The organism is Mycolicibacterium llatzerense (assembly GCF_000878195.1).
Classification (GTDB): domain Bacteria; phylum Actinomycetota; class Actinomycetes; order Mycobacteriales; family Mycobacteriaceae; genus Mycobacterium; species Mycobacterium llatzerense.
The window spans coordinates 48,116-70,635 of record NZ_JXST01000017.1 but is presented as its reverse complement, the minus strand read 5'-3'; the positions used below and the strand labels follow the sequence as shown (position 1 = coordinate 70,635).

Sequence of the window (22,520 nt, the reverse complement as noted above, 5' to 3'; positions counted from 1 at the left end):
GAAAGGATTCTCGTGAGTCTTTCCACCACATCGACCACCACATCCACCACCGCAGCCGCTCGCGCGCACGCCCGTGCGCAGGCCGGTGCACACACGGCGGCCATGCCTGTCGTACCCGCATCGCTGTGGCCGACACCGCCCGCCGGCGTCGAAGCCGACCGCCTGACCTGGGCCGAGACGGTGCCCGGCGGCCGCTACACCAGCAAGGTGCTGGACCGCGGAACCCGGTTGCGGCTCACCGATATCGAGGGCCGTGCGTGTGCACACCTGCTGCTCTGGCGCGCCGACGCCCCCTGGGAGCGGCTCAACACCGCCGACACCGTCAAGGTGCCGTGGCAGGCGTACCTCGCCACCGGACATCCACTGCTCGATGATCAGGGACGGGTATTGGCGACCATCGTCGCTGACACCTCCGGTCACCACGATGCGCTGTGCGGCACCACAACCCGGTCGCAGAACGAAGCCCGCTACGGGGCCGGCACCGCGCACTCGGACAGCCCGGCCGGCCGGGAGCTGCTGGTGCTCGCCGCGCTCAAGCACGGCCTGGGTCCGCGTGACGTCGGCCCCGGGGTGTCGTTCTTCCACGGCGCCCGTGCCGACGATGCGGGCCAACTGGTGTCGACGGGCTCGGCCGGTCCCGGCACGGCAGTCGAACTGATCGTGCACCTGCCGGTGATCGTGGCGATCGCCAACACCGCGCACCCGCTCGACCCGGAGCCGAGTTTCAGCACCTCCGATCTGGAGGTGCTGGCCTGGTCGGCGCCCGACGACCTCGCCGCGTTGGCCGCTCGCGCCGACACCATCGGGCCCGAATACGAACGCGCCCACCGCAACACCGAAGACGTCTGGACCGCACTGCATCTCACCGGAGGAGCCAGCTAATGAGCACTGTCATCGACTCGGTCCCCGCACTGGTGGCCGGCACGACCATCCTCGACGAGATCGTCGAGGCCCGCGGCCCCTGGTCGGCGATCATCGCGGAAGGCGACGTGCTGACCATCGTCGACCTGCACGGCAATCAGGCCGTCGACACGCTGATCTACGGCGCCCATGACACGTCCCGGCGCTACAGCGCACAGACCACCATCACGGCGCAGCGGTCGCTGTTCGTCAGCACCGGAACGGTGTTGCGGGACAGCGATGGTGCGGCACTGATGACGGTCGTGGCCGACGAGGTGGGCAATCACGACACCGTCGGCGGCGCCTGCTCGCAGGAATCCAACACGCTGCGCTACGGCCACCACACCCGGCATCAGCACGCCTGCGTCGAGAACTTCCTCATCGAAGGCGCCCGGTACGGCCTCGGAAAGCGTGATCTGGCACCGAATCTCAACTTCTTCATGAACGTGCCGGTGGAGGCCGATGGCACCCTCGGCATCGTCGACGGGTTGTCGGCACCGGGGCTCCGGGTGGCGCTGCGTGCCGACACCGACGTCCTGGTTCTGGTGTCCAACTGCCCGCAGATCAACAACCCGTGCAACGGATTCGATCCCACGCCGGTGCGGATGATCGTCACCCGCCCGCTCTGATCGACGTTCGGACGTAAAGGAATACGCGCATGGCGCTGCCGACGAATACCCCGACGCTCACCGTGCTGCGGCCCGGGCCGAGCACCACCGTCCAGGACTGGCCGGGCCGCATCGGCTACTGGCAGGTGGGCGTCCCGCCGTCAGGGCCGATGGATGACCTGTCACTGCGGCTGGCCAATCTCGCGGTCGGTAATGCCGAGGGCGCGCCCGGCCTGGAGGCGACGATGGCCGGTCCCACACTGGGATTCGACGAGGCGACCGTCGTCTGCGTCACCGGTGCTCCGGTATCGGTCACGCTCGACGGGGTGCCGGCGCGGCAGTGGGCGCCCATCGCTGTCCCAGAGGGCGGCGTTCTCGAGATCGGCGCGGTGCAGGGCGTCGGGATGCGCATCTACATCGCGGTGGCAGGCGGCATCGAGGCCGAGGCATATCTCGGTTCGCGCTCGACGTTCACGCTCGGCCGATTCGGCGCAGGCGGCCGGGCCTTGGCAGCCGGTGACCGGCTCGATCTGGGCGCCGCGGTGGGCCGTCCGCGCCGACTCACCGACGAGGAGATCCCGTCGATCGGGCACGAATGGCGCCTGGCGGTCACCGAGGGGCCGCATGGTGCTCCCGAGTTCTTCACCCGCGCCGACATCGAAACCCTCTACGAGGCCACGTATCTGGTGGACCACAACCTGGACCGCACGGGCGTCCGCCTGGTCGGGCCGAAGCCGCAGTGGGCCCGGCCCGACGGCGGTGAGGCCGGGCTGCACCCGTCCAATATCCACGACACCCCGTATTCGGTTGGCGCCCTGGACTTCACCGGCGATACCCCGATCCTGCTCGGCCCGGACGGACCCAGCCTGGGCGGTTTCGTCTGCCCGGTGACGGTGGCGTCCGCGGACCGGTGGAAGCTCGGGCAGCTCACCCCCGGTGACCGGGTGCGCTTCGTTCCCGTGCGGGCCAGTGCCGCCGCACCCCTGGCAGCACTGGGCACCTCGCGGCGAGCGGCGTCACCGGTGGTGCGCAGCCCGCGCGGTGACGGCGATGACGGTGTGTTGCACCGGGGCGTCACGGGCGACGGCACAACCTCGATGACGTTGCGCCGCAGCGGTGATGACAACCTCCTGGTCGAATACGGCACGATGACGCTGGATCTGGTGCTGCGGGCGCGGGTGCACGCCCTGCACACCGCGATCGAGGCGCACCGGCCCCGCGGGATCACCGACCTCACACCCGGAATCCGTTCGCTGCAGGTCAAATTCGATGCCGCGCTCACCGATCACCAGGCGATGACGGCGTTCGTCCTCGACATCGAGTCCGCACTCGGACCCGTCGACCGGTTGGTGCTGCCGAGCCGATCGGTACGGCTGCCGTTGAGCTGGGACGACCCCACCGTCCGGCTGGCCATCGACCGGTACCGCAACGGGGTGCGCGACGACGCCCCGTGGTGCCCGAGCAACATCGAGTTCATCCGCCGGATGAACGGCCTGGAATCCCAGCAGGAGGTGTTCGACATCGTCCACGCGGCGAGCTATCTCGTGCTCGGCCTGGGGGATGTCTACCTGGGTGCCCCGGTCGCCACCCCGGTCGATCCCCGGCACCGGGTGGTCACCACCAAGTACAACCCGGCCCGCACCTGGACCCCCGAGAACGCGGTCGGGATCGGCGGTGCCTATCTGTGCATCTACGGCATGGAAGGCCCCGGCGGCTACCAGCTGATGGGCCGCACCACGCAGGTGTGGAACCACCGATTCCCGCTGTCGGCACCGGGTTTCGAACCAGAACAGCCGTGGCTGCTGCGGTTCTTCGACCAGGTGTCGTGGTACCCGGTGTCCTCCGAGGAACTCACCGACCTGCGCGCCGACGTCGCCGCCGGCCGCGGCACCGTCGACATCACCGACGGCGAGTTCCGGATCGCCGACTATCTGACCTTCCTATCGCGGGAGGCCGACGACATCGCCGCTGTGCGACAGCGGATGACCATGGCCCGCAACGAGGAGCGGGCCCGCTGGGAGGCCAGCGGCGAAATCGGCGCACGCAAGAAACCTTGCGCCACAACAGGACAGGAAGTCGCCTGATGGATCGGATCAGCGCCGCATTCGCGGCCATCGAGCAGCGGCCGGAAGCCTTCGTCACCGTGCGCGACGAGGACGTTGTGCGCCAAGAAGTTTCGCAGGCGCGAGGCCCGCTGGCCGGTCAGTTGCTGGCGGTCAAGGACAACGTCGACGTCGCGGGCCTGCCGACCACCGCGGCGTGCCCGGGCTACGCGTACACCCCGGACACCGACGCGCCCGTGGTGGCGGCACTGCGCGCAGCCGGTGCGGTAGTGATCGGCAAGACCAACCTGGACCAGTTCGCCACCGGGCTCGTCGGCACCCGAAGCCCCTACGGTGCGGTGCGCGACGCACGGCGGCCAGACAGGATTTCAGGTGGCTCGTCGTCGGGTTCGGCTGTCGCGGTGGCCATCGGTGCCGCCGACCTCGGAATCGGCACGGACACTGCGGGATCCGGCCGGGTGCCTGCGGGGTATCAAGGTCTCGTCGGGATCAAGGGCACGATTGGTGTGGTGTCGACCGCCGGCGTCGTTCCGGCCTGCCCGAGCTACGACTGCGTGACGATCCTGGCGCGCGACCTGGCGACCGCGGAGGACGCCATGGCGGTGATGGCGTCCACCACGCAGCGGCCATGGCCCACCTCGACCCGCTTCGCCGCCCCTGCGGACCCGGTGCTGGCGGTGCCCGCCGAACTACCGGCGATGGCTCCCGGCTGGGATGTCGCGTTCCAGCGGGCGGTCGATGCTGCGCGGGCCGCCGGCATGCGGATCGTGCCCATCGATCTGACGGACTTCCTGGCCGCCGCCCGGTTGCTGTACGACGGCGCGCTGGTCGCCGAACGCACCGAAGCGGTGGGGGACTTCATCGCCACTGCCGGCGACGACGCCGGGCTGGATCCGACGGTCGCGGCGATCATCAGCGCGGGCAGTGTCCACACCGCGACGGGGCTGCTGCGCGACCGTCGCGAGTTGGATCGCCTGCGGGACCGGGCATTCCGGGTATTGGGGGAGTGTGACGCGCTCCTGGTGCCCACCGCGCCGCTGCAGCCGACGCTCGCCGAGGTGGCGGCCGACCCGGTCGCGGTCAACGCGAGGATCGGCACGTACACGAATTTCTGCAATCTGTTCGACATGTGCGGGGTCGCGGTCCCGGCCGGCGAGGTCGTCGAATCCGATGGCACCACAGCGCAATTCGGGGTGACGGTGCTGGGCCGGTCGTTCGATGACGCCGTGGTGGCCGACATCGCGGCCCGGCTGAGCGGCGGCGAACGTGGTGCAGTGGCGTCCTGGCCCGAGCGGGCGGGAGCCGGCGCGGTGACGCTGGTCGTGGCCGGCGCGCATCTGCGGGATCAGCCGCTGGCTGGTCAGCTCCACGATCTCGGGGCGCGGTGGGACGGGCCTGCGCGCACTGCCGAAAGCTATCGGATGACGGCGCTGCCGTCGGGCAAGCCCGCTCTGCTGCGGCTGTCCCGCGGTGGGCGGGCCTTTGAGGTGGAGCGCTGGTCGCTCTCTCCCGCGGCGCTCGGGAAGTTCCTGGTCGCCCTGCCGACACCGATGGGACTGGCGGCGATCGAGCTCGACGACGGGTCCTGGGAGACCGGGTTCGTGTGTGCAGACGAGGGGGCCATCGCGGCGCCGGACATCTCGGAGTTCGGCGGCTGGCGGGCCTATCTGCAGTCCCGGGAGTTCGCGACGCAGTGACGTAGCGGCAGCTACGCTGCAACGAATATGACGAGCGCACCTTGGACCCTGGCGGACGCGAGCCGTCAGGACGGGCGCGTCGCGGTGGTCACCGGGGCGAACAGCGGCATCGGCGTGGAGATCGCCAAAGGCCTGGCAGGGCTCGGCGCGACGGTGGTCCTGGCGTGCCGCAACGCTGACGCGGCTCGTGAGATACAGGCCGCACTGCCCGGCGCGACAACCGAATTCGTCGCACTGGACCTGGCAGACCTGGCGTCGGTGCGGCGCTGCGCCGAGAGCCTCCGTCAGCGGCACCGCCGAATCGACCTGCTGATCAACAACGCCGGCGTCATGCATCCCGTGCGCACCGAGACCAAGGACGGTTTCGAGGGCGATTTCGGGGTGAACTTCCTCGGTCACTTCGCCCTGACGGGACTGTTGCACGACCGAGCCGACCGCATCGTGATGGTGACCAGCCTGACCCACCGCCGTGGTGTCATCAATTTCGATGATCTGCAGAGCCGCAGGAAGTTCCGCAGCGCGAAGGCCTACGCCAATTCGAAATTGGCACAGTTGCTGTTCATGTCCGAGTTCAACCGGCGACACCAGGCCATGTGTCTGGCGGCGCACCCCGGCAGTGCGCGTACCGGGATTCTGCGCGACCAGGGCTGGCAGAAGCTGGCGTATCACCCGCGGCTGCGGTTCTCGACGTCGTGGTTCGTCCAGGACGCCGACGCCGGGGCACTGCCGATTTTGCGGGCGGCAACTGACGCGGCCGCCGCTGCCGGTGACTGCTACGGGCCCAGTGGCCGTCTGCAAACTACAGGCGCGCCGGTCAAGGTCGACCTGGCTGCTGTCGCGCGCGACCCGCTCGTTGCGGGCCGGCTGTGGGAATCCGCGGAATCCCTGACCGGCGTGCGGTTTTAGCGCGGCACGGCGGGCATGACCTCGTCCACGACGCGGTGCAGGTACGGCCAGGCGAGATCCGGCGGTAGGCCACCACAGAGCGGGTGCAGGGACAGGACGCCGTCCCGGGCGATGGCCTCGATCGCCTGCTCCACCGAATAGATTCGGTGACTGCCGTTTTCGGCGCGCAGTGCGTCGATGGTCTGCGCGGTGGACAGGCTGACGATGTGGGGATCGTGATGGCCGTCGGCGTATGTCATCGCGTCGTGGAGCAGGTACGGCCCGATCTCGTCCCAGGCCCGGTCCACGTCGTCGGCCACGAAGACCGTCGTCGGGAACCCGGGCCGCGGCTGCTGCATCCGGCCGGGTACGCGGCCCCGCCTGGTGCACTCGTCGTGGTACGCCTCCGCCAGCTCCGGCAGATTGTTCTGGGCGTTGAAACCCAACCCGTACCGGGCTGCGCGCCGCGCGGCCCGCGGGGTGCCGCCGCCGTAGGACAGGCGCACCTTGCGCTCGGGTGCCGGACGGACCAGGACACCCCGTTCGCTGTCGAGGAAGCGTTCTCCGTCAAGGGCTTTCAGTAACACGGTCAGGTGGTGCTCGGCCAGTTCTCCGCGGCGGTGATAGTCCACTCCGAGCGATTCGAACTCCTCGGGCCGGTAGCCCACTCCCAGTGTGTACGAAATCCGTCCGCCGCTGAGGTGGTCCAGCACGGCGATGTCCTCGGCCAATCGCACCGGGTTGTACAGCGGCAGGATCAGGGCGCTCACCGCGATGGGTACCGAGGTGGTGCGGGCGGCGAGCGCGGCGGCCATCGGCAACGGGCTCGGCAGGTAGCCGTCTTCGGCGGCATGATGCTCGGACACGACCAGCAGGAGCAGGCCGCGGGATTCGGCCCACGCGGCCATGTCGAGCGCGGCGGGATACAGCGACGACGCCGGCGCGCCACCGGCCGGGGCCCGCATGTCGAACCGCAGGGTGAACACGGAACCCTAACTCGCCGAGGCCAACAGGGTCGCGAGCTCGGACTCGATCCCGGCGGTGATGGCGGCGGCGTCGGCGACGTGCCGGGAGTCTGCCGTCACCGACAGACACAGATTGTTGTTCCAGGACATGGCGATGACGCTGGGCCCCATGCCGTGGTACAGCGGTCCCGCCGGATGGAAGCGCAGCGCCGGCAGGTTGAGGAATACCGGATCGTCGACCGCGATGCCGCTGGCGTTGGACACGATGACGTTGCATGGCCACGAAATCCGTTCGGCCAGACCGAACCGCTCGATGGTCCGGAACAGCAGGTTGACGGCGCGGCCGGGCGCGTATTCGTTCCATTGCCGAAACAGGTTGACGCCCCGCTGTTCCTGGACCGCCTTGACCGCCCTGGCGTGTTCGGCGACGGCGAGTAGGCGCCGCACCGGATCCGTCACCGTCGTGTTCAGGTTGACCCGCAGCACTGTCGTGGTGCCGACGCCATCGGTGACGTAGTCGGAGGTGTCGGCCGTGCGCATCGCGTAGGGCACGGCCGCGACCAACGGCTGTTGCGGGCGCTGCCCCTTCCAGTGCAGCACGTTGTCCAAGGCCGATCCGACGCAGCTGAGCAGAATGTGGTTGATGGTGACCGAATACCGCTGGGCCACTGTCTGTAGGTCCTCGAGCGGCAGGACGGCCACGGCGGCGCTCGACGTGCCCGACAGCGAGCAATTCAGCGCTGTCTTGGGCGCTTTCACGTCGAGGTGGCGGGCGGCCCACTTGTCGCGCATGATCCGCGCCGAAGTCGCCACCAGTCGGGGGAGTCGGCGCAGGCGTTCAGCTTTGCGCGCAACGGCATCGCGCACGATCGTCGTCGGCCGTGCTGGAAACGTCGACGACTCGGGGACGGCCTTGGCGGGCCGGCCGCTCAGATCCCCCGGGGTCATCAGGCAGCCGGTGACCTCGATCGCCGAGTCGCCATCGACCAGCAGATGGTGCACCACCGAGATCAGGTACGCGTGCTCGGTGTCGTCGTCCTCCAGGACGTACATGTGCCACAGGGGTTCTCGGCGATCCAGATGCCTGGCACGGACTGCGGCCAGTGCTTTGGCGGCCCCGACCGCGCCACCCGGTTCGGGCATCGGCAGCGCTGTGACGTGGGCCGAGACGTCGATCTGCGGCCGGGCCACCAGCATGGGCCGGTCCAGGTTGAACCACGGGTCGTAGAGCACCTTGCGGTAGGCCGGCATCAGGTGCATGCGATTCTGCAGGGCCGATACCACGTAGTCCCGGAGGTTGCCGATCACCGAACTGCGGTCGACGAGGATGAGCGACATGCCATTGCCGACCTGCAGCCCGGTCTCCTGGTAGAGCTGCCAGGCGTCCATTCCGCTGACTCGCTCGGCGCGGGGCATCGCGGAGCTCATGCCGCCGGGGTGTAGAACTGCCGAACCCAGTGGCGGTACTTGCCGATCGGCCCGTCGCCCGGGGTCAGCTTGGGATGCTCGAGATACACCTTGTCGTCCCAGATGAGCTGGTCCCGCTGTACCTCGTACCCGACGACCTGCAGCACGATCCAGCCCGCCAGGCGTTCGACCGGCGCCAGCAGGGCACGCAAGAACCGGTTCCGCACATGCCTTTTGGCGGCGATGCCGATGTAGATGTCGACGTTGCGTTCGGCGACCGGCGTGGGCAGCACCATCTGGCGGACGGTGAGCCCGCCCTGGATGGCGATCTCCACCAGGGAGAAGCCGAGGCCGACCAGAACCGATTTGAAGTGGAAGCTGATGCCACCGATCACCGGAATGGGTTTGGTGCCACCGTATTCGGTGTAGATCCGGGGGCCGTCGATCTCCATCGGCTTGGGGACGACGAAGTCGCGGAACTTGTGGATGGTCGCGAAATGCGCGTGGTCCAAACCATTTTCGTTGACTTCCTGCGGATGGGTCTTGAAATGCAACTTCTTGGTCGCGATCGGGTGCCAGTCCGCATCGGCCGCGGGCAGGTCGAGCTCGAATGCGGGCTGCTGTCCCGGTGGGCCGTGGTAGACCATGATCATGCCCAGGTGATTGCGGACGGGCAGCGTCTTGAGCACCGCGCCACGCGGCGGCTCCCCGGTCGGCGTCGAGATACACGTGCCCGACGGGGCGAACCTGAACTCGTGGAACGGGCAGACCACGGCCTCGCCGTCGACCCAGCCGCGTTTTCCGATGTGTGCGCCCAGATGCGGGCAGTAGGGTTCTGCGGCGGATAACTCGCCGGACGCGGTCTGGAAGACGATGATCTCGCCGTCGAGAAAGCGCCGCGTGAGTACCTTTCCGGGCCTGAGTTCGTGGGCAAACGCCACTGCATACCAGCTGTACGGGTACGGCGGGAACGCGTCGCCGGCCCGGCCGAGGCTGGTCACTTCCGTCGTTGAGGTCATCGATGCCCTTTCGCTGTCCGCGCGGTGGAGTCGAATCCGAAACAGCTGATGCGGCGACGGCGCCGGCGAAAGACATGCGGCAACCCCGCACGTGTCCGTAGATGTCCCCGACTACGTTCCCGCGTCCACGTCGTTGTGGGTAGCTAATAGAACATGTTCTAGTTCGCAGTAGACCACTAGTCGAACGACTGTCGCAAGTGAACCGAAAGACTCTGTCGTGCACGTAAATTAACGACTGGAGGCGAGGTACTGGGCAGTAATACTGCTAATAACCGGACAGGGTCCGGCTATTGTGTTAGGCGGTGATCCGGCCGGCCTTTGCCCGGGCGGACCAACGGCCGTGGTCGTAGCCGACCTCGACCGGATGTGAAAAGGCCTCCGTCACATGATCGGTCGTCACGGTCGCGACCGACGGACCCGCGGCGACGGTGCGGCCGCCGGAGATCAGCAGGGCGTGGGACGTGGACGTCGGCAGTTCCTCGAGGTGATGTGTCACCAGGATCGAGGCCATCTCCGGGTGTGAATGCTCCAGCGTGTCAAGGGTTTCCAGCAGTTGTTCACGCGCGGCCACGTCCAGGCCGGTGGTCGGTTCGTCGAGCAGCAGCAGTCGTGGCTCGGCGATCAGTGCGCGGGCGATGAGCGTTCTGCCTCGCTCGCCCTGCGACAGGGTCGGCCACACCGCGTCGGCGCGGTGGGTCAGCCCCACGGTGCCGATCAACTCGTCGGCGCGTGCGATGTCTTCGGCAGTCGGCGTCCAGCGGGCCGCGATGTCGATGGTGCCGGTGACGCCGGTCAGCACCACCTCTCTCACCGTCAGCGGGTACTGCAGCCGATGTCGGGGATTGACGTGGCCGATGGACCGCCGCAGCGGTGCCAGGTCGGTGCGGCCCATCTGCGCGCCCAGCACCCGCACCGTGCCCGACGTCGGGAACGTCACCGCGCCGCAGAAGCCGAGCAGCGTGCTCTTGCCGGCGCCGTTGGGGCCGAGCAGCGCCCAGTGTTCGCCTTCCCGCACCGTCAGCGAGATGCCGTCGATGATCTGTTTGCCTTCACGGCGGAACGTCACGTTGTCGAGTTCCAGCACGGGTGTCATGAGAATGATTCCTTCAGGGTGCTCAGGTGGGTGCGGCTGGCGGCGGCCGCGGCATCGGGATCGCGCGCGGCGATGGCGTCGGCGAGCTGCTGATGCAGGGCGTGGTCGCAAGGCTCTGATTTGATCGGGCGGATCTTGAGCATGTCGATCATGGCGAGCCGCAGCCGGGGGAGGAACGCGTCGAACAGCTGGGTCAGTACGTCGTTGTGGGCCGCGGTGATCACGGCGCGGTGAAATGCCATGTCGGCGTCCACGTGTTCGGGCACCGACTGGCCGGTGACGCCGCGGGCTGCCAGGGTGCGGCGGATGGTGCGCAGGTCAGCCGGGGTCCGGCGAGTCGCGGCCAGGGCCGCGCCCTCGGCCTCGATGGCGATGCGCGCTTCGATCACCGACGCGACGTTCGCGCTGCGCAGCACGGTGTCCCAGTCGTCAGTGACGTCGAGGGCGGTGACGAAGACGCCGGCGCCCTGACGGCTGTCGAGGACGCCTTTGCCGGCCAATTCCCGGATGGCTTCGCGCAGGGTGGAGCGGCCCACGCCGAGCTGTGCGGCCAACGTCGTCTCGCCCGGAAGGCGTTGTCCCAGTGGCCATTCACCATCTTTGATGCGCGTCAGTAGCAGCTGTGCGGCTTGTGCTGCCAGAGGTTGACGCGATACTTGCGCGACCATGCGACCTCTCTACTTGTCTGAGGAGTTGTGTATAGTCTAGCCATCATGACGCGCGTGCTTCTGCTTGGCTGCCGCGGCGGGGTCTGACACGACCGGTCCCCTGCCGTGGGGCTCTGTCGCGACCGGTCACTTCGATACTTGACCGAAAGCAGACCACTGATGAGCACTTCCTGGAACCGTCAACAACCGTCACGCATGCCGTGGCACCGTTACACCGATGTCTTCAACCGTGTGGACATTCCTGCCGCCCAACGAGATTGGCCGAGCAACCGCATCACCACCGCACCGCTCTGGGTGCCCGTCGACCTGCGTGACGGCAACCAAGCCCTGGCCGAGCCGATGGACCCGGACCGCAAGCGCCAATTCTTCGAGCAGCTCGTCGCCATCGGCTACAAGGAGATCGAGGTCGGCTACCCGTCTGCCTCACAGACCGACTTCGACTTCGTCCGGCTGCTGGCCGAAACCGATATCGCGCCGGCGGATGTCACCATCGTGGTGTTCACCCCGGCCCGCCGCGACCTGATCGAGCGCACCGTCGAGTCGGTGCGGGGTATGCGCAACGAGGTCGTCATCCACATGTACACCGCGACCGCGCCCGCATGGCGAAATACCGTGCTGGGCAAAGACCGTGACGAGTTGCGCAGTCTGATCCTGCACGGCGCACTCGACGTGCTGACGTTGACCGACGATCTGCCGAACATCCGATTCCAGTTCTCCCCGGAGGTGTTCAACCTCACCGAACCCGACTATGTGCTGGAAATCTGCGACGCCGTGACACAGCTGTGGGACGCCACCGTAGAGCGGCCGGTGATCCTGAATCTGCCTGCCACCGTGGAGGTGGCGACGCCGAATGTGTACGCCGATCAGATCGAGTACATGCACCGGAACCTGGCCCGCCGCGACGCGGTGATCCTGTCTGTGCACCCCCACAACGACCGGGGGACCGGGGTGGCCTGTGCCGAATTGGCCGTCCTGGCCGGCGCGCAGCGCGTGGAAGGCTGCGTCTTCGGCAACGGTGAGCGCACCGGCAATGTCGATATCGCCACCCTGGCACTGAATCTGTATGCCCAGGGCGTCGACCCGATGATCGACTTCTCTGACATCGACGCGATCGCTCGCACCGTGTCGCACTGCACCCGGATGCCGATCCACGAGCGGCATCCGTACGTGGGCGACCTGGTGCACACGGCGTTCTCGGGTACCCATCAGGACGCGATCAAGAAGGGCCTGGCCGAACATCGCGCCCGGGCCACCGCCCAGAGCCGTGAGGAGCGCGAAATCGATTGGCGGGTGCCGTATCTGCCCATCGACCCGGCCGACATCGGGCGCAGCTACGACGCCGTCATCCGGGTCAATTCACAGTCCGGCAAGGGCGGCATCGCCTACCTGCTGCACACCGGATACGGACTGGACCTGCCGCGACGGCTGCAGATCGACTTCGCCCGGCATGTGCAGGCCCACACCGATGGCAGTGGCGTCGAGGTGACCGCGACCGAGCTGTACGACCTGTTCGAGTCCACCTATCTGGGTTCCGGCGGTCCGGTCGAACTCAAGGACTGGCACACGAGCAGCGACGAGACCACCGAGATCACGCTGAGCGTGAACGGGGCGGCGCACACCAGCACGCATCGCGGTGTCGGGCCGGTCGAAGCGCTGACCCAGGCGCTGGCCGACGTGGACCGGCCGGTCGAGATTCTGAGCCTCACCCAGCAGTCGGTCGGCGCCACCGCGGTCACCTACCTGGAACACCGCGGCGGCTGGGCCTGCGGCCGCAGCGATTCGGTGCTCACCGCGTCACTGGCGGCGGTGATCCGGGCGGCTAACGCGCCCTGAGCACCTCGAGCGCCTTGTCGGCATGGGAATCCATGCTGATCTCAGACGCGATCACCTCGAGCACCCTGCGGTCGGTGTCGATGACGAACGTGGTCCGCTTGACCGGCATCAGCTTGCCGAGCAGACCACGTTTCACACCGAATGCCTCGGCCACCACACCGGCGCTGTCCGACAGCAGCGGGTAGTCGAAGCTGTGCTTCTCGGCGAATTTGTCCTGCTTTTCCACCGCGTCCATGCTGATCCCGACCCGGGACGCACCGACGGCCGCGAACTCGGCGGCCAGGTCGCGGAAGTGGCAGGCCTCCATGGTGCAGCCCGGCGTCATCGCCGCCGGATAGAAGAACAGCACGATCGGCCCAGAGGCCAGTAGTTCGGAAAGGCTGCGGACGGTCCCGGTCTGGTCGGGGAGATTGAACTCGGCAACCCGGTCACCACGTTTCATAGGTGCCACGCTACTTCTGGGAGGATTGCCGCGTGAAGACGACCTCACGTGAGGAATTCCGGGCCCTGGCCGCCGAGCACCGAGTGGTACCGGTGACCCGCAAGGTTCTCGCCGACAGCGAGACCCCGTTGTCGGCCTACCGCAAGCTGGCCGCCAACCGTCCAGGCACGTTCCTGCTGGAATCTGCGGAGAACGGGCGGTCCTGGTCGCGATGGTCATTCATCGGCGCGGGTGCTCCGTCGGCGCTGACCGTGCGGGACGGTGAAGCGGCCTGGCTCGGCAGCACGCCGCAGGACGCACCCAGCGGCGGTGATCCGCTGCAGGCGGTGCGCGACACCCTGGCCCTGCTGCAGACCGCACCCGTGCCGGGGCTGCCGCCGTTGTCGAGCGGGCTGGTCGGGTACTTCGCCTACGACATGGTGCGCCGGCTGGAGCGGCTCCCTGAACTTGCGAAAGACGACCTCAAGCTGCCCGACATGGTGCTGCTGCTGGCCACGGACATCGCTGCCGTCGACCATCACGAGGGCACCATCACGCTCATCGCCAACGCGGTCAACTGGAACGGCACCGACGAGCGTGTCGACTGGGCCTACGACGATGCCGTCGCCCGCCTCGATGTCATGACCAAGGCGCTGGGGGAGCCGCTGCCCTCGAGCATCGCCGTCTTCAGCCGCCCGCAGCCGCAGCCGCGCCAGCAGCGCACGGTCGAGGAGTACACGGCCATCGTCGAGAAGCTGGTCGGCGACATCGAGGCCGGCGAAGCGTTCCAGGTGGTGCCGTCGCAGCGGTTCGAGCTGGACACCGACGCCGATCCGATCGACGTCTACCGGGTGCTGCGGGTGACCAACCCGAGCCCGTACATGTATCTGCTCAACGTGCCCAATGCCGAAGGTGGACTTGACTTCTCGGTCGTCGGCTCCAGCCCGGAGGCACTCGTCACGGTGAAGGACGGGGTGGCGACCACGCACCCGATCGCCGGCACGCGGTGGCGCGGCGCCACCGAGGAGGACGACATCCTGCTGGAAAAGGAGCTGTTGGCCGACGACAAGGAACGCTCCGAACACCTGATGCTGGTCGATCTCGGCCGCAACGATCTGGGCCGCGTGTGCCGTCCGGGAACCGTTCGCGTCGAGGACTACAGCCACATCGAGCGCTACAGCCACGTCATGCACCTGGTCTCCACCGTCACCGGCCACCTTGCCGACGACAAGACCGCGCTCGACGCCGTCACCGCGTGCTTCCCGGCCGGAACACTGTCGGGGGCGCCGAAGGTCCGGGCCATGGAGCTCATCGAAGAGGTCGAGTTGACCCGACGTGGCCTGTACGGCGGCGTGCTCGGGTACCTCGACTTCGCCGGCAACGCTGATTTCGCCATCGCGATCCGCACCGCCCTGATGCGCGGCGGCACCGCCTACGTGCAGGCCGGTGGCGGCGTCGTGGCGGACTCCAACGGGCCCTACGAATACAACGAGTCGTCCAACAAGGCCAAGGCCGTCCTGGCCGCCATCGCGGCCGCCGAGACGCTGAGCGAGCCGTGAGGACCACCCGCACCGCTCAGGTGCTGCTGCTCGTCGCCGCGCTGATGCTGTGGGGCGCCTCCCGGCTGCCCTGGGTCGACGTGTCGTCGTTCGACGGGCTCGGCCAGCCGAAGGCGACGACGCTGTCCGGCTCGGCCTGGTCGACGGCCCTCATCCCGCTGGCGCTGCTGGCCGCCGCTGCCGCGGTGGCGGCGCTGGCCGTGCGGGGCTGGGCGCTGCGGCTGCTGGCGCTGCTGGTCGCCGTCGCGAGCGCCGGGATGGGATACCTGGCCATCAGCCTGTGGGCGGTCACCGACATCTCGGTGCGCGCCGCCGACATGGCGCAGATCGCGGTCATGTTCCTGGTGGGGACGCAGCGGCACTACTGGGGCGCGGGCGTGACGCTGGCAGCCGCCGTATTGACGCTGGTCGGAGCGGTGCTGCTGATGCGTTCGGCAGGTCGCGGCGCGACCGCCCCGGCCACCTCGAAATACGCCGCGCCGGGCGCGCGCCGCGAAGCGGTGCAGGAAGAAGCTGCCGACGGCATGTCCGAACGGATGATCTGGGATGCCCTCGACGAGGGGCATGACCCGACCCAGAACGACGGGGGGACCAAATGAGCGTGGCCCGGTGGCAGTCTGCGCCGCCCCGGCGACTACCCTTCGAGGTGATCATCTGGCTTGCCGAACCGGCACGGAAGGACGGCGACGCGTTATGACTTCGGGGACCGTGCTCGACTCCATCATCGAGGGAGTTCGCGCTGATGTTGCCGCCCGCGAAGCCGCGCTGAGTCTGACCGAGGTCAAGGAGCGGGCCAAGAAGGCGCCGACGGCCAAGGATGCACTCGCCGCGCTGCGTGAGCCGGGCATCGGCGTCATCGCCGAGGTCAAGCGCGCCAGCCCCAGCAAGGGTGCGTTGGCGCAGATCGACGATCCCGCCAAGCTGGCCAAGGCGTACGAGTCCGGCGGTGCCCGGGTGATCAGCGTGCTGACCGAGGAGCGTCGCTTCAGCGGTTCGCTGGCCGACCTGGACGCCGTGCGCGCCGCGGTGTCGATTCCGGTGCTGCGCAAGGACTTCATCGTCACCCCGTACCAGATTCACGAGGCCCGGGCCCACGGCGCTGACATGCTGCTGCTGATTGTCGCCGCGCTGGAGCAGTCGGTGCTGACCTCGATGATCGACCGGACCGAGTCCCTCGGGATGACGGCGCTGGTCGAGGTGCACACCGAAGAAGAAGCGGACCGGGCCCTGCAGGCCGGTGCCAAGGTCATCGGCGTCAACGCCCGGGACCTCAAGACCCTCGAGGTCGACCGCGACTGCTTTGCCCGCATCGCGCCCGGCCTGCCGAGCAACGTCATCCGGATCGCCGAGTCGGGGGTGCGTGGCACCGCCGATCTGCTGGCCTACGCCGGTGCCGGCGCCGACGCAGTCCTGGTCGGTGAAGGCCTGGTGACCAGCGGTGATCCCCGTAGTGCCGTCGCAGACCTGGTGACTGCCGGCACGCACCCGTCCTGCCCGAAACCAGCCCGCTGAATTGTGGGCTCCTGCGCAAAGAGCAGTTGAGTTCTGATGTCTGATCGCACTGGTACTGAATTGCCGCGGATGAGCGCCGCGGTCGCCGAAGCCACAAGCCACGACCCGGACGCCAAAGGGCACTTCGGTGCCTATGGCGGGCGTCTGGTGCCCGAGGCGCTGATGGCGGTCATCGAAGAAGTCACCGCGGCCTACGACAAGGTCCGCACCGACCAGACCTTCCTCGACGAACTCGACCGGCTGCAGCAGCACTACACCGGCCGGCCGTCGCCGCTGTACGAAGCGACCCGGCTGTCCGACCACGCCGGCGGTGCGCGGCTGTTCCTCAAACGAGAAGACCTGAACCACACCGGTTCTCACAAGATCAACAACGTGCTCGGACAGGCGCTGCTGGCCAAACGCATGGGCAAGACCCGCGTGATCGCCGAGACCGGCGCCGGCCAGCACGGCGTCGCGACCGCGACGGCCTGCGCGCTGCTCGGCCTCGAATGCGTCGTCTACATGGGTGCGGTCGACACCGCCCGGCAGGCGCTGAACGTGGCCCGGATGCGGCTGCTCGGCGGCACCGTGGTGTCGGTCGAGGCAGGCTCGGCGACCCTCAAGGACGCCATCAACGAAGCCTTCCGTGACTGGGTCACCAACGCGGACGACACCTACTACTGTTTCGGCACCGCGGCGGGACCGCATCCGTTCCCTGTCATGGTGCGCGACTTCCAGCGCGTCATCGGTATGGAGGCGCGTGTCCAGATTCAGGAGCAGGCCGGCCGGCTGCCCGACGCGGTGACCGCGTGCGTCGGCGGTGGCTCGAACGCCATCGGCGTCTTCCACGCCTTCATCGACGACCCTGGCGTGCGGCTGGTCGGTTTCGAAGCGGCCGGCGACGGCGTCGAAACCGGAAGGCACGCAGCCACTTTCGCCGGCGGATCGCCGGGTGCGTTCCAGGGTTCGTTCTCCTACCTGCTGCAGGACGAGGACGGCCAGACGATCGAATCGCATTCCATCTCAGCCGGTTTGGACTACCCGGGCGTCGGCCCCGAGCACGCCTACCTCAAGGACACCGGTCGCGCCGAATACCGGCCGGTGACCGATACCGAGGCCATGGAAGCGTTCGGCTTGTTGTGCCGCACCGAGGGCATCATCCCGGCGATCGAGTCGGCGCACGCGGTGGCGGGTGCTTTGAAACTTGGTAGCGAACTGGGTCCGGGTTCAGTGATCGTGGTGAACCTGTCCGGCCGCGGCGACAAGGACGTCGAGACGGCGGCGAAGTGGTTCGGGCTACTGGACGGCGAGACTGGGGAAGCGTCATGAGCCGACTGGCTGGACTGTTCGAATCGTGCCGGGCCGAAGGGCGTTCGGCACTGATCGGGTACCTGCCGACCGGCTACCCGGACGTGCAGACCTCGATCGACGCGATGGTGGCCATGACCGAATCCGGTTGCGACATCATCGAAGTCGGTGTTGCGTACTCCGATCCCGGGATGGACGGGCCGGTTATCGCGGCCGCCACCAACACCGCTCTGCAAGGCGGGGTGCGGGTCCGCGATGCGCTGCGGGCCGTCGAGGCGATCAGCAACGCCGGCGGTCACGCTGTCGTCATGACCTACTGGAATCCGGTGCTGCGCTGGGGCGTTGACGCCTTCGCACGCGACCTGGCGTCGGCCGGCGGCCTCGGTCTGATCACCCCCGACCTCATTCCTGACGAGGCCGACGAGTGGTTCAGCGTGTCCGACGCACACAACCTGGACCGCATCTTCCTGGTGGCGCCGTCGTCCACGCCCGAGCGGCTGGCTGCCACGGCGGCCGCCTCGCGCGGGTTCGTGTACGCCGCGTCGACCATGGGCGTGACGGGTGCGCGCGATGCGGTATCGAACATGGCGCCGGAATTGGTGGCCCGCGTGCGGGCCGTGTCAGACATCCCGGTGGGTGTCGGCCTCGGCGTGCGTTCGAGGGAACAGGCCGCCGAGATCGCGGCCTACGCCGACGGCGTCATCGTCGGCTCGGCGCTCGTGTCGGCGCTCGGTGACGGCGGCATACCCGCGGTCCGAGCGTTGTCCGAAGAACTGGCCCACGGAGTGCGACAGAAAGTTCCCGCGTGACCACATCGTTGCTGGCATACATCCCGAGTCCGGCCCAGGGCGTCTGGCACTTGGGGCCGGTACCGATCCGGGCGTATGCGCTCTGCATCATCACCGGCATCATCGCGGCGCTGATCATCGGCGATCGCCGGTGGGTCGCGCGCGGCGGTGAACAGGGCGTCATCTACGACATCGCGCTGTGGACGGTGCCGTTCGGTCTCGTCGGTGGTCGCCTGTACCACTTGATGACCGATTGGCGTACCTACTTCGCCGAGGGCGGCGCGGGCATCGCCGGTGCCGTCCGAATCTGGGACGGCGGTCTGGGCATCTGGGGTGCGGTCGCACTCGGCGGCGTCGGCGCGTGGATCGGCTGCCGCCGGCACGGAATTCCGTTGCCCGCGTTCGGCGATGCCGTCGCGCCCGGGGTGATCCTGGCCCAGGCCATCGGCCGCTTGGGCAACTACTTCAACCAGGAGCTCTACGGCCGGCCGACCGATCTGCCGTGGGGTCTGCAGATCTTCCAGCGCAGCGATGGCTCCGGTGTGGTCAATCCGCACCTGCTCAACGGGGTTTCGACCGGGCAGGTCTACGACGTCGTGCACCCGACGTTCCTCTACGAATTGCTGTGGAACCTCCTGGTTTTGTTCTTGCTGCTCTGGGCTGATCGCCGCTTCAAGTTGGGCCATGGCCGACTGTTCGCGTTGTACGTCGCCGCCTACTGCGTCGGCCGCTTCGGCGTCGAGTTGATGCGCAGCGACACCGCCACGCTGATCGCCGGTATCCGGGTCAACTCGTTCACCTCGACGTTCGTGTTCATCGGTGCGGTGGTCTACATGATGGTGGCGCCGCGGGGCCGTGAGGATCCGGCGACGCTCGGTGGCCGTCATGCCGACGAAGCCGAGGCTGAGGCCGACGTCGAGGCCGAGGGCGCATTGTTGGCCGTGCCGGTGGCTGTTGCGGCCGGTGCTGCTGTCGGTGGCGAGGACGACGCCGAGGAAGTCGCCGACGAGGCCGACGCCGTCGAGACCCAACCCGACGAAACCGTGGCTCTCGCAGAGCAGGCCGTCGACGCGGAGGAGTCGGCTGACGAAGCCGAAGACGCGGTCGACGAGGACGCAGCCGACGCCGAGGCAGCCGTAGAGGAATCTGTCGACGAATCCGTCGAGAAGCCAGTCGATGCCGACGAGGTCGAGGACGAGGACGAATCCGACACTGAGGCCGAAGAGCTGGCCGCCGACGAGGACGAAGCCGCCGACGAGACCGGGGTAGTGGATCCCGAGGCGGAGGCAGCAGAATCCGACGACTCTGACGCGGTCGAGAGCGAAGACGCTGCGGTCGCGGAGGACGTTGTAGCGGAGGATGAAGCTGTCGAGGCTGAAACGGCTGAGGATTCCGGCGAGGACGCCGACGAGGACGCCGACGAGGCTGCCGAAGAAGCCGATTCCGCCGACGAACCTGCCGCCGACGAAGAGCCCGAAGCTGACGCCGACGGCGAAGACGGCGCAGATGAGTCCGAAGAAGTCGCCGACGAGGCTGCCGAAGAAGCCGATTCCGACGATGAACCGGCCGATGAGCCGGTCGAAGAAGCTGAGCCGAAGGTGGCAGCCACCGAAAAGGTTGAGCCAGTTGGGGTTCCCGTGTGGGAGCCGCCGGCGCCTCGTCGTCGTTGGTGGCGTCGTCAGGGCTGAGGCCAGCCCTCGTCGTTGGTCCTGAAGTGTGGGCGCGAAAGTGCGAGTGCCGGACGCCGTAGGTGCAGGGTCAACGGGGGCCTCACATTATTACCGCTGCGAAAGTGCGCGCAAGCTGGACATTCATGCGATCGGTATGTTCCTGACTCACCGGTCATTTTCGTGTTTGCGGTGGTTGGATGTCCCCTGTGGATGACATAGCCGACGGAGCGCAGCTGCAGCAGTCTCGGCAGGACCGCATCCTCAATGCTGCGCTGCAGGTGTTTGCGCAGCGGGGCACGTCGGATGCGACGCTGCAGATGGTGGCCGATACCGCCGGTGTGTCGGTCGGGCTGGTGCAGCACCATTTCGGCACCAAGGACGGGTTGATCAAAGCCGTCGATGGCGTGGCCATGAACCTCATCAGCAGCACCATGTTCGCCGCTTTGAAGAGCCCGGGTCCCGATTCGGTGGAAGCGATCGGCAGGGCGGTGCACTGTCTGCTCACCGAGCACCTGGTGGTCATGGACTATCTCGGCAGGGCGGTGGCCTCTGAAACCCCCAGTGGCATAGCGCTATTCGATGCCATGGCCCGCAGTGGCATCGAGCGGTGGGAGCGCATGGTCGAGTCCGGCGATGCGGTGGACGGCCTCGATCCGGTCTGGGCCGGACTGAACCCATTGATCCTGACACTGGGCTCGATCGTCTTGCGCCGGCACCTGGACCGGCATCTGCCCGCGTCGTTCACCTCTGACCCGGAACTGGCCAGGTGGGAACACTCGGTGAATGAGTTGATCCGGCACGGTCAGTTGCGCCAATAAGCCCACACTGCGTTTGCCCGAACCATTACAATACGGCAATATTGTCGCTGGTTCGCGGCGAACGTCGGTGTCGAGGGGTCACCGACGTCCGCTCGCCATCAGAGCTTCTTGAGTCCTCGGATGATCTGGTTGTACGGCTGGATTGAGATCAGGCCTTTCCGCAGGCTGCGCTGCATGAAGCTGACGTGGGCCACCACCAGGTAGCGGACGCCGCAGTCACGCCACTGCGCCGCCTGCTCGATGACCTCGTGCGGGGTGCCATTGAGGAAAATTTCTCGCATCAGCGACGGCGGGACCGCGGCAACGTGGGATAGCGCCGTTTCTTCGTCAATGCCATGCGGCAGGATGTCCTGCGCGCCGGAGAAGCCCGACCCAAGGGGATGTTCGGCACCGTGGCGGGCAAACACCTCATCGCTGGCGTTGAGGGCGAACGTTTTGAGCATCTCTGATTCCAGTGCCTCGTCGACGTCGTCCCTGTTGCGGCCGGTCACCACGAACAGCAGGACGGCAGGGAGGACGGTCAGGGGGTCGCGCCCGGCGTCTGACGCTGCGGTCCGAATGACTTCCAGCCGCTGGGCATAGTCCTTCGGTCGGTGTGGGAATGCCGGAAAGTAGGCGTCACCGTAGCGTCCAGCGGCGCGAAGCATGCGTTGACCATGGGCCGCGATCCAGATCTCGGGCCACTTTCCACGGTAGGGCGGTAGCTCGAATACCGCGTTGCGCAAAGGGAAATACGGCGAGTCGCGGTTGACCAGTTCGCCGCCCGAATCCCAGAGCGCGCGGATTGTGGCCATTGCTTCCTCGAAGCGGGCGACCGGCTTTGACCAGTCCACCCCGTACGGTTCGTTGCCTTCCCGTTCTCCGGGTCCGATGCCCAGGATTGCCCGCCCACGGGTGAGCAGGTGCAGCGTCGCGGCAGCTTGGGCGGTGACGGCGGGGTTCCGCCGGCCGGTGTCGGTCACGCCCACGCCGAGCCGCAGTCGACCGACTCGATTGCGGGCGGCGATGTGCCCCAACATGGTCCACGGCTCCAAGCTGGCGTCCAACGTCGGGATCAGCTTGGTGACGCCGCAGTATTTCGGCTGCCACAGCGAGCGGGGGAAGAGTTGGTTGAGGTGGTCGGGTACCCAGAACGAGTCGACGCCGGTTGCGACCGCGCCGAGGTAGTTGGCTCGGGTCAAGGCGTCGACGGTGGGACGGGCCGCCAGGATGACATCCGACGTGCCGACGCGAAATCCGGTCTTGGTGGCCATGCGCCACCCCTCCCTCCTGGTCGGTCCGTCCACTGTCCGTTGCGGGGACTCGCAGAGCATCAGCCGAACGGCGT

General features: G+C 67.7%; 20 protein-coding genes. 13 read left to right on the top strand and 7 right to left on the bottom strand.

Features of this window, described 5'->3' with window-relative positions; genetic code table 11:
• The first annotated feature begins 12 nt into the window (after nucleotides 1–12).
• From TL10_RS13615 to TL10_RS13595, 5 genes are read left to right on the top strand one after another with little or no spacing between them, the layout of a single operon-like run.
• Nucleotides 13–882 carry an urea amidolyase associated protein UAAP1 gene (locus TL10_RS13615; RefSeq protein ID WP_043986033.1) on the top strand — a complete coding sequence of 290 codons (870 nt, stop codon included), beginning with the start codon at nucleotides 13–15 and terminating at the stop codon, nucleotides 880–882.
• Complete coding sequence (locus TL10_RS13610) at nucleotides 882–1,529, top strand: urea amidolyase associated protein UAAP2 (protein WP_043398463.1); 648 nt, start codon at nucleotides 882–884, stop codon at nucleotides 1,527–1,529. Before TL10_RS13615 ends, TL10_RS13610 begins: the two co-directional genes overlap by 1 nt.
• 29 nt (nucleotides 1,530–1,558) lie before the next feature.
• The gene (locus TL10_RS13605) at nucleotides 1,559–3,592 is read left to right on the top strand and encodes a 5-oxoprolinase/urea amidolyase family protein (protein WP_043986032.1); all 2,034 of its coding nucleotides are present in this window, start codon (nucleotides 1,559–1,561) and stop codon (nucleotides 3,590–3,592) included.
• Entirely contained in the window at nucleotides 3,592–5,268 is a 1,677-nt protein-coding gene (gene atzF, locus TL10_RS13600) for an allophanate hydrolase (protein ID WP_043986031.1), read from the top strand. The genes TL10_RS13605 and atzF overlap by 1 nt, the downstream gene beginning before the upstream one ends.
• A 27-nt stretch (nucleotides 5,269–5,295) precedes the next feature.
• A complete protein-coding gene (locus tag TL10_RS13595) occupies nucleotides 5,296–6,174 on the top strand; it encodes an oxidoreductase (RefSeq protein WP_043986029.1) in 879 nt (292 codons plus the stop codon).
• Here TL10_RS13595 and TL10_RS13590 read toward each other — a convergent pair.
• The 5 genes from TL10_RS13590 to TL10_RS13570 form a co-directional block, all read right to left on the bottom strand.
• Complete coding sequence (locus TL10_RS13590) at nucleotides 6,171–7,139, bottom strand: LLM class flavin-dependent oxidoreductase (RefSeq protein WP_043986028.1); 969 nt, start codon at nucleotides 7,137–7,139, stop codon at nucleotides 6,171–6,173. The genes TL10_RS13595 and TL10_RS13590 overlap by 4 nt on opposite strands.
• 6 nt (nucleotides 7,140–7,145) lie before the next feature.
• Nucleotides 7,146–8,546 carry a wax ester/triacylglycerol synthase domain-containing protein gene (locus TL10_RS13585; protein ID WP_043986027.1) on the bottom strand — a complete coding sequence of 467 codons (1,401 nt, stop codon included), beginning with the start codon at nucleotides 8,544–8,546 and terminating at the stop codon, nucleotides 7,146–7,148.
• Nucleotides 8,543–9,544, bottom strand: a complete 1,002-nt coding sequence (locus TL10_RS13580; RefSeq protein ID WP_082067940.1) for a Rieske 2Fe-2S domain-containing protein — start codon at nucleotides 9,542–9,544, stop codon at nucleotides 8,543–8,545. The genes TL10_RS13585 and TL10_RS13580 overlap by 4 nt, the downstream gene beginning before the upstream one ends.
• 295 nt (nucleotides 9,545–9,839) lie before the next feature.
• Nucleotides 9,840–10,637 carry an ABC transporter ATP-binding protein gene (locus TL10_RS13575; protein ID WP_043398442.1) on the bottom strand — a complete coding sequence of 266 codons (798 nt, stop codon included), beginning with the start codon at nucleotides 10,635–10,637 and terminating at the stop codon, nucleotides 9,840–9,842.
• Nucleotides 10,634–11,305 carry a FadR/GntR family transcriptional regulator gene (locus tag TL10_RS13570; RefSeq protein ID WP_043398440.1) on the bottom strand — a complete coding sequence of 224 codons (672 nt, stop codon included), beginning with the start codon at nucleotides 11,303–11,305 and terminating at the stop codon, nucleotides 10,634–10,636. The genes TL10_RS13575 and TL10_RS13570 overlap by 4 nt, the downstream gene beginning before the upstream one ends.
• Before the next feature lie 195 nt (nucleotides 11,306–11,500).
• On the opposite strand from TL10_RS13570, the gene TL10_RS13565 reads away from it, so the two are divergent.
• A complete protein-coding gene (locus TL10_RS13565; protein ID WP_043398438.1) occupies nucleotides 11,501–13,138 on the top strand; it encodes a 2-isopropylmalate synthase in 1,638 nt (545 codons plus the stop codon).
• Here the strand turns inward: TL10_RS13565 and TL10_RS13560 are convergent.
• Nucleotides 13,125–13,580 (bottom strand): peroxiredoxin, encoded by a 456-nt coding sequence (locus TL10_RS13560; RefSeq protein WP_043398435.1) that lies wholly within the window; start codon nucleotides 13,578–13,580, stop codon nucleotides 13,125–13,127. The genes TL10_RS13565 and TL10_RS13560 overlap by 14 nt on opposite strands.
• A gap of 32 nt (nucleotides 13,581–13,612) precedes the next feature.
• Between TL10_RS13560 and TL10_RS13555 the strand changes: the two genes are divergently transcribed.
• From TL10_RS13555 to TL10_RS13525, 7 genes are all read left to right on the top strand, one after another.
• The gene (locus tag TL10_RS13555; protein WP_043398572.1) at nucleotides 13,613–15,118 is read left to right on the top strand and encodes an anthranilate synthase component I; all 1,506 of its coding nucleotides are present in this window, start codon (nucleotides 13,613–13,615) and stop codon (nucleotides 15,116–15,118) included.
• Nucleotides 15,115–15,717 (top strand): TIGR02234 family membrane protein, encoded by a 603-nt coding sequence (locus TL10_RS13550; RefSeq protein WP_043398433.1) that lies wholly within the window; start codon nucleotides 15,115–15,117, stop codon nucleotides 15,715–15,717. Before TL10_RS13555 ends, TL10_RS13550 begins: the two co-directional genes overlap by 4 nt.
• 94 nt (nucleotides 15,718–15,811) lie before the next feature.
• Nucleotides 15,812–16,630, top strand: a complete 819-nt coding sequence (trpC, locus tag TL10_RS13545; protein WP_043398431.1) for an indole-3-glycerol phosphate synthase TrpC — start codon at nucleotides 15,812–15,814, stop codon at nucleotides 16,628–16,630.
• A 36-nt stretch (nucleotides 16,631–16,666) separates the two neighbouring features.
• Nucleotides 16,667–17,938: a tryptophan synthase subunit beta gene (gene trpB, locus TL10_RS13540; protein ID WP_043398427.1), complete on the top strand. Its 1,272-nt coding sequence runs from the start codon at nucleotides 16,667–16,669 to the stop codon at nucleotides 17,936–17,938.
• A complete protein-coding gene (gene trpA, locus TL10_RS13535) occupies nucleotides 17,935–18,726 on the top strand; it encodes a tryptophan synthase subunit alpha (protein ID WP_043398424.1) in 792 nt (263 codons plus the stop codon). The genes trpB and trpA overlap by 4 nt, the downstream gene beginning before the upstream one ends.
• Entirely contained in the window at nucleotides 18,723–20,393 is a 1,671-nt protein-coding gene (gene lgt, locus TL10_RS13530) for a prolipoprotein diacylglyceryl transferase (protein WP_043986024.1), read from the top strand. The genes trpA and lgt overlap by 4 nt, the downstream gene beginning before the upstream one ends.
• A 179-nt stretch (nucleotides 20,394–20,572) precedes the next feature.
• Nucleotides 20,573–21,193, top strand: a complete 621-nt coding sequence (locus TL10_RS13525) for a TetR/AcrR family transcriptional regulator (protein WP_043986023.1) — start codon at nucleotides 20,573–20,575, stop codon at nucleotides 21,191–21,193.
• Nucleotides 21,194–21,291: 98 nt separating this feature from the next.
• Here the strand turns inward: TL10_RS13525 and TL10_RS13520 are convergent, their stop codons facing one another.
• Entirely contained in the window at nucleotides 21,292–22,446 is a 1,155-nt protein-coding gene (locus TL10_RS13520; RefSeq protein WP_043986022.1) for an LLM class flavin-dependent oxidoreductase, read from the bottom strand.
• Nucleotides 22,447–22,520 lie beyond the last annotated feature (74 nt).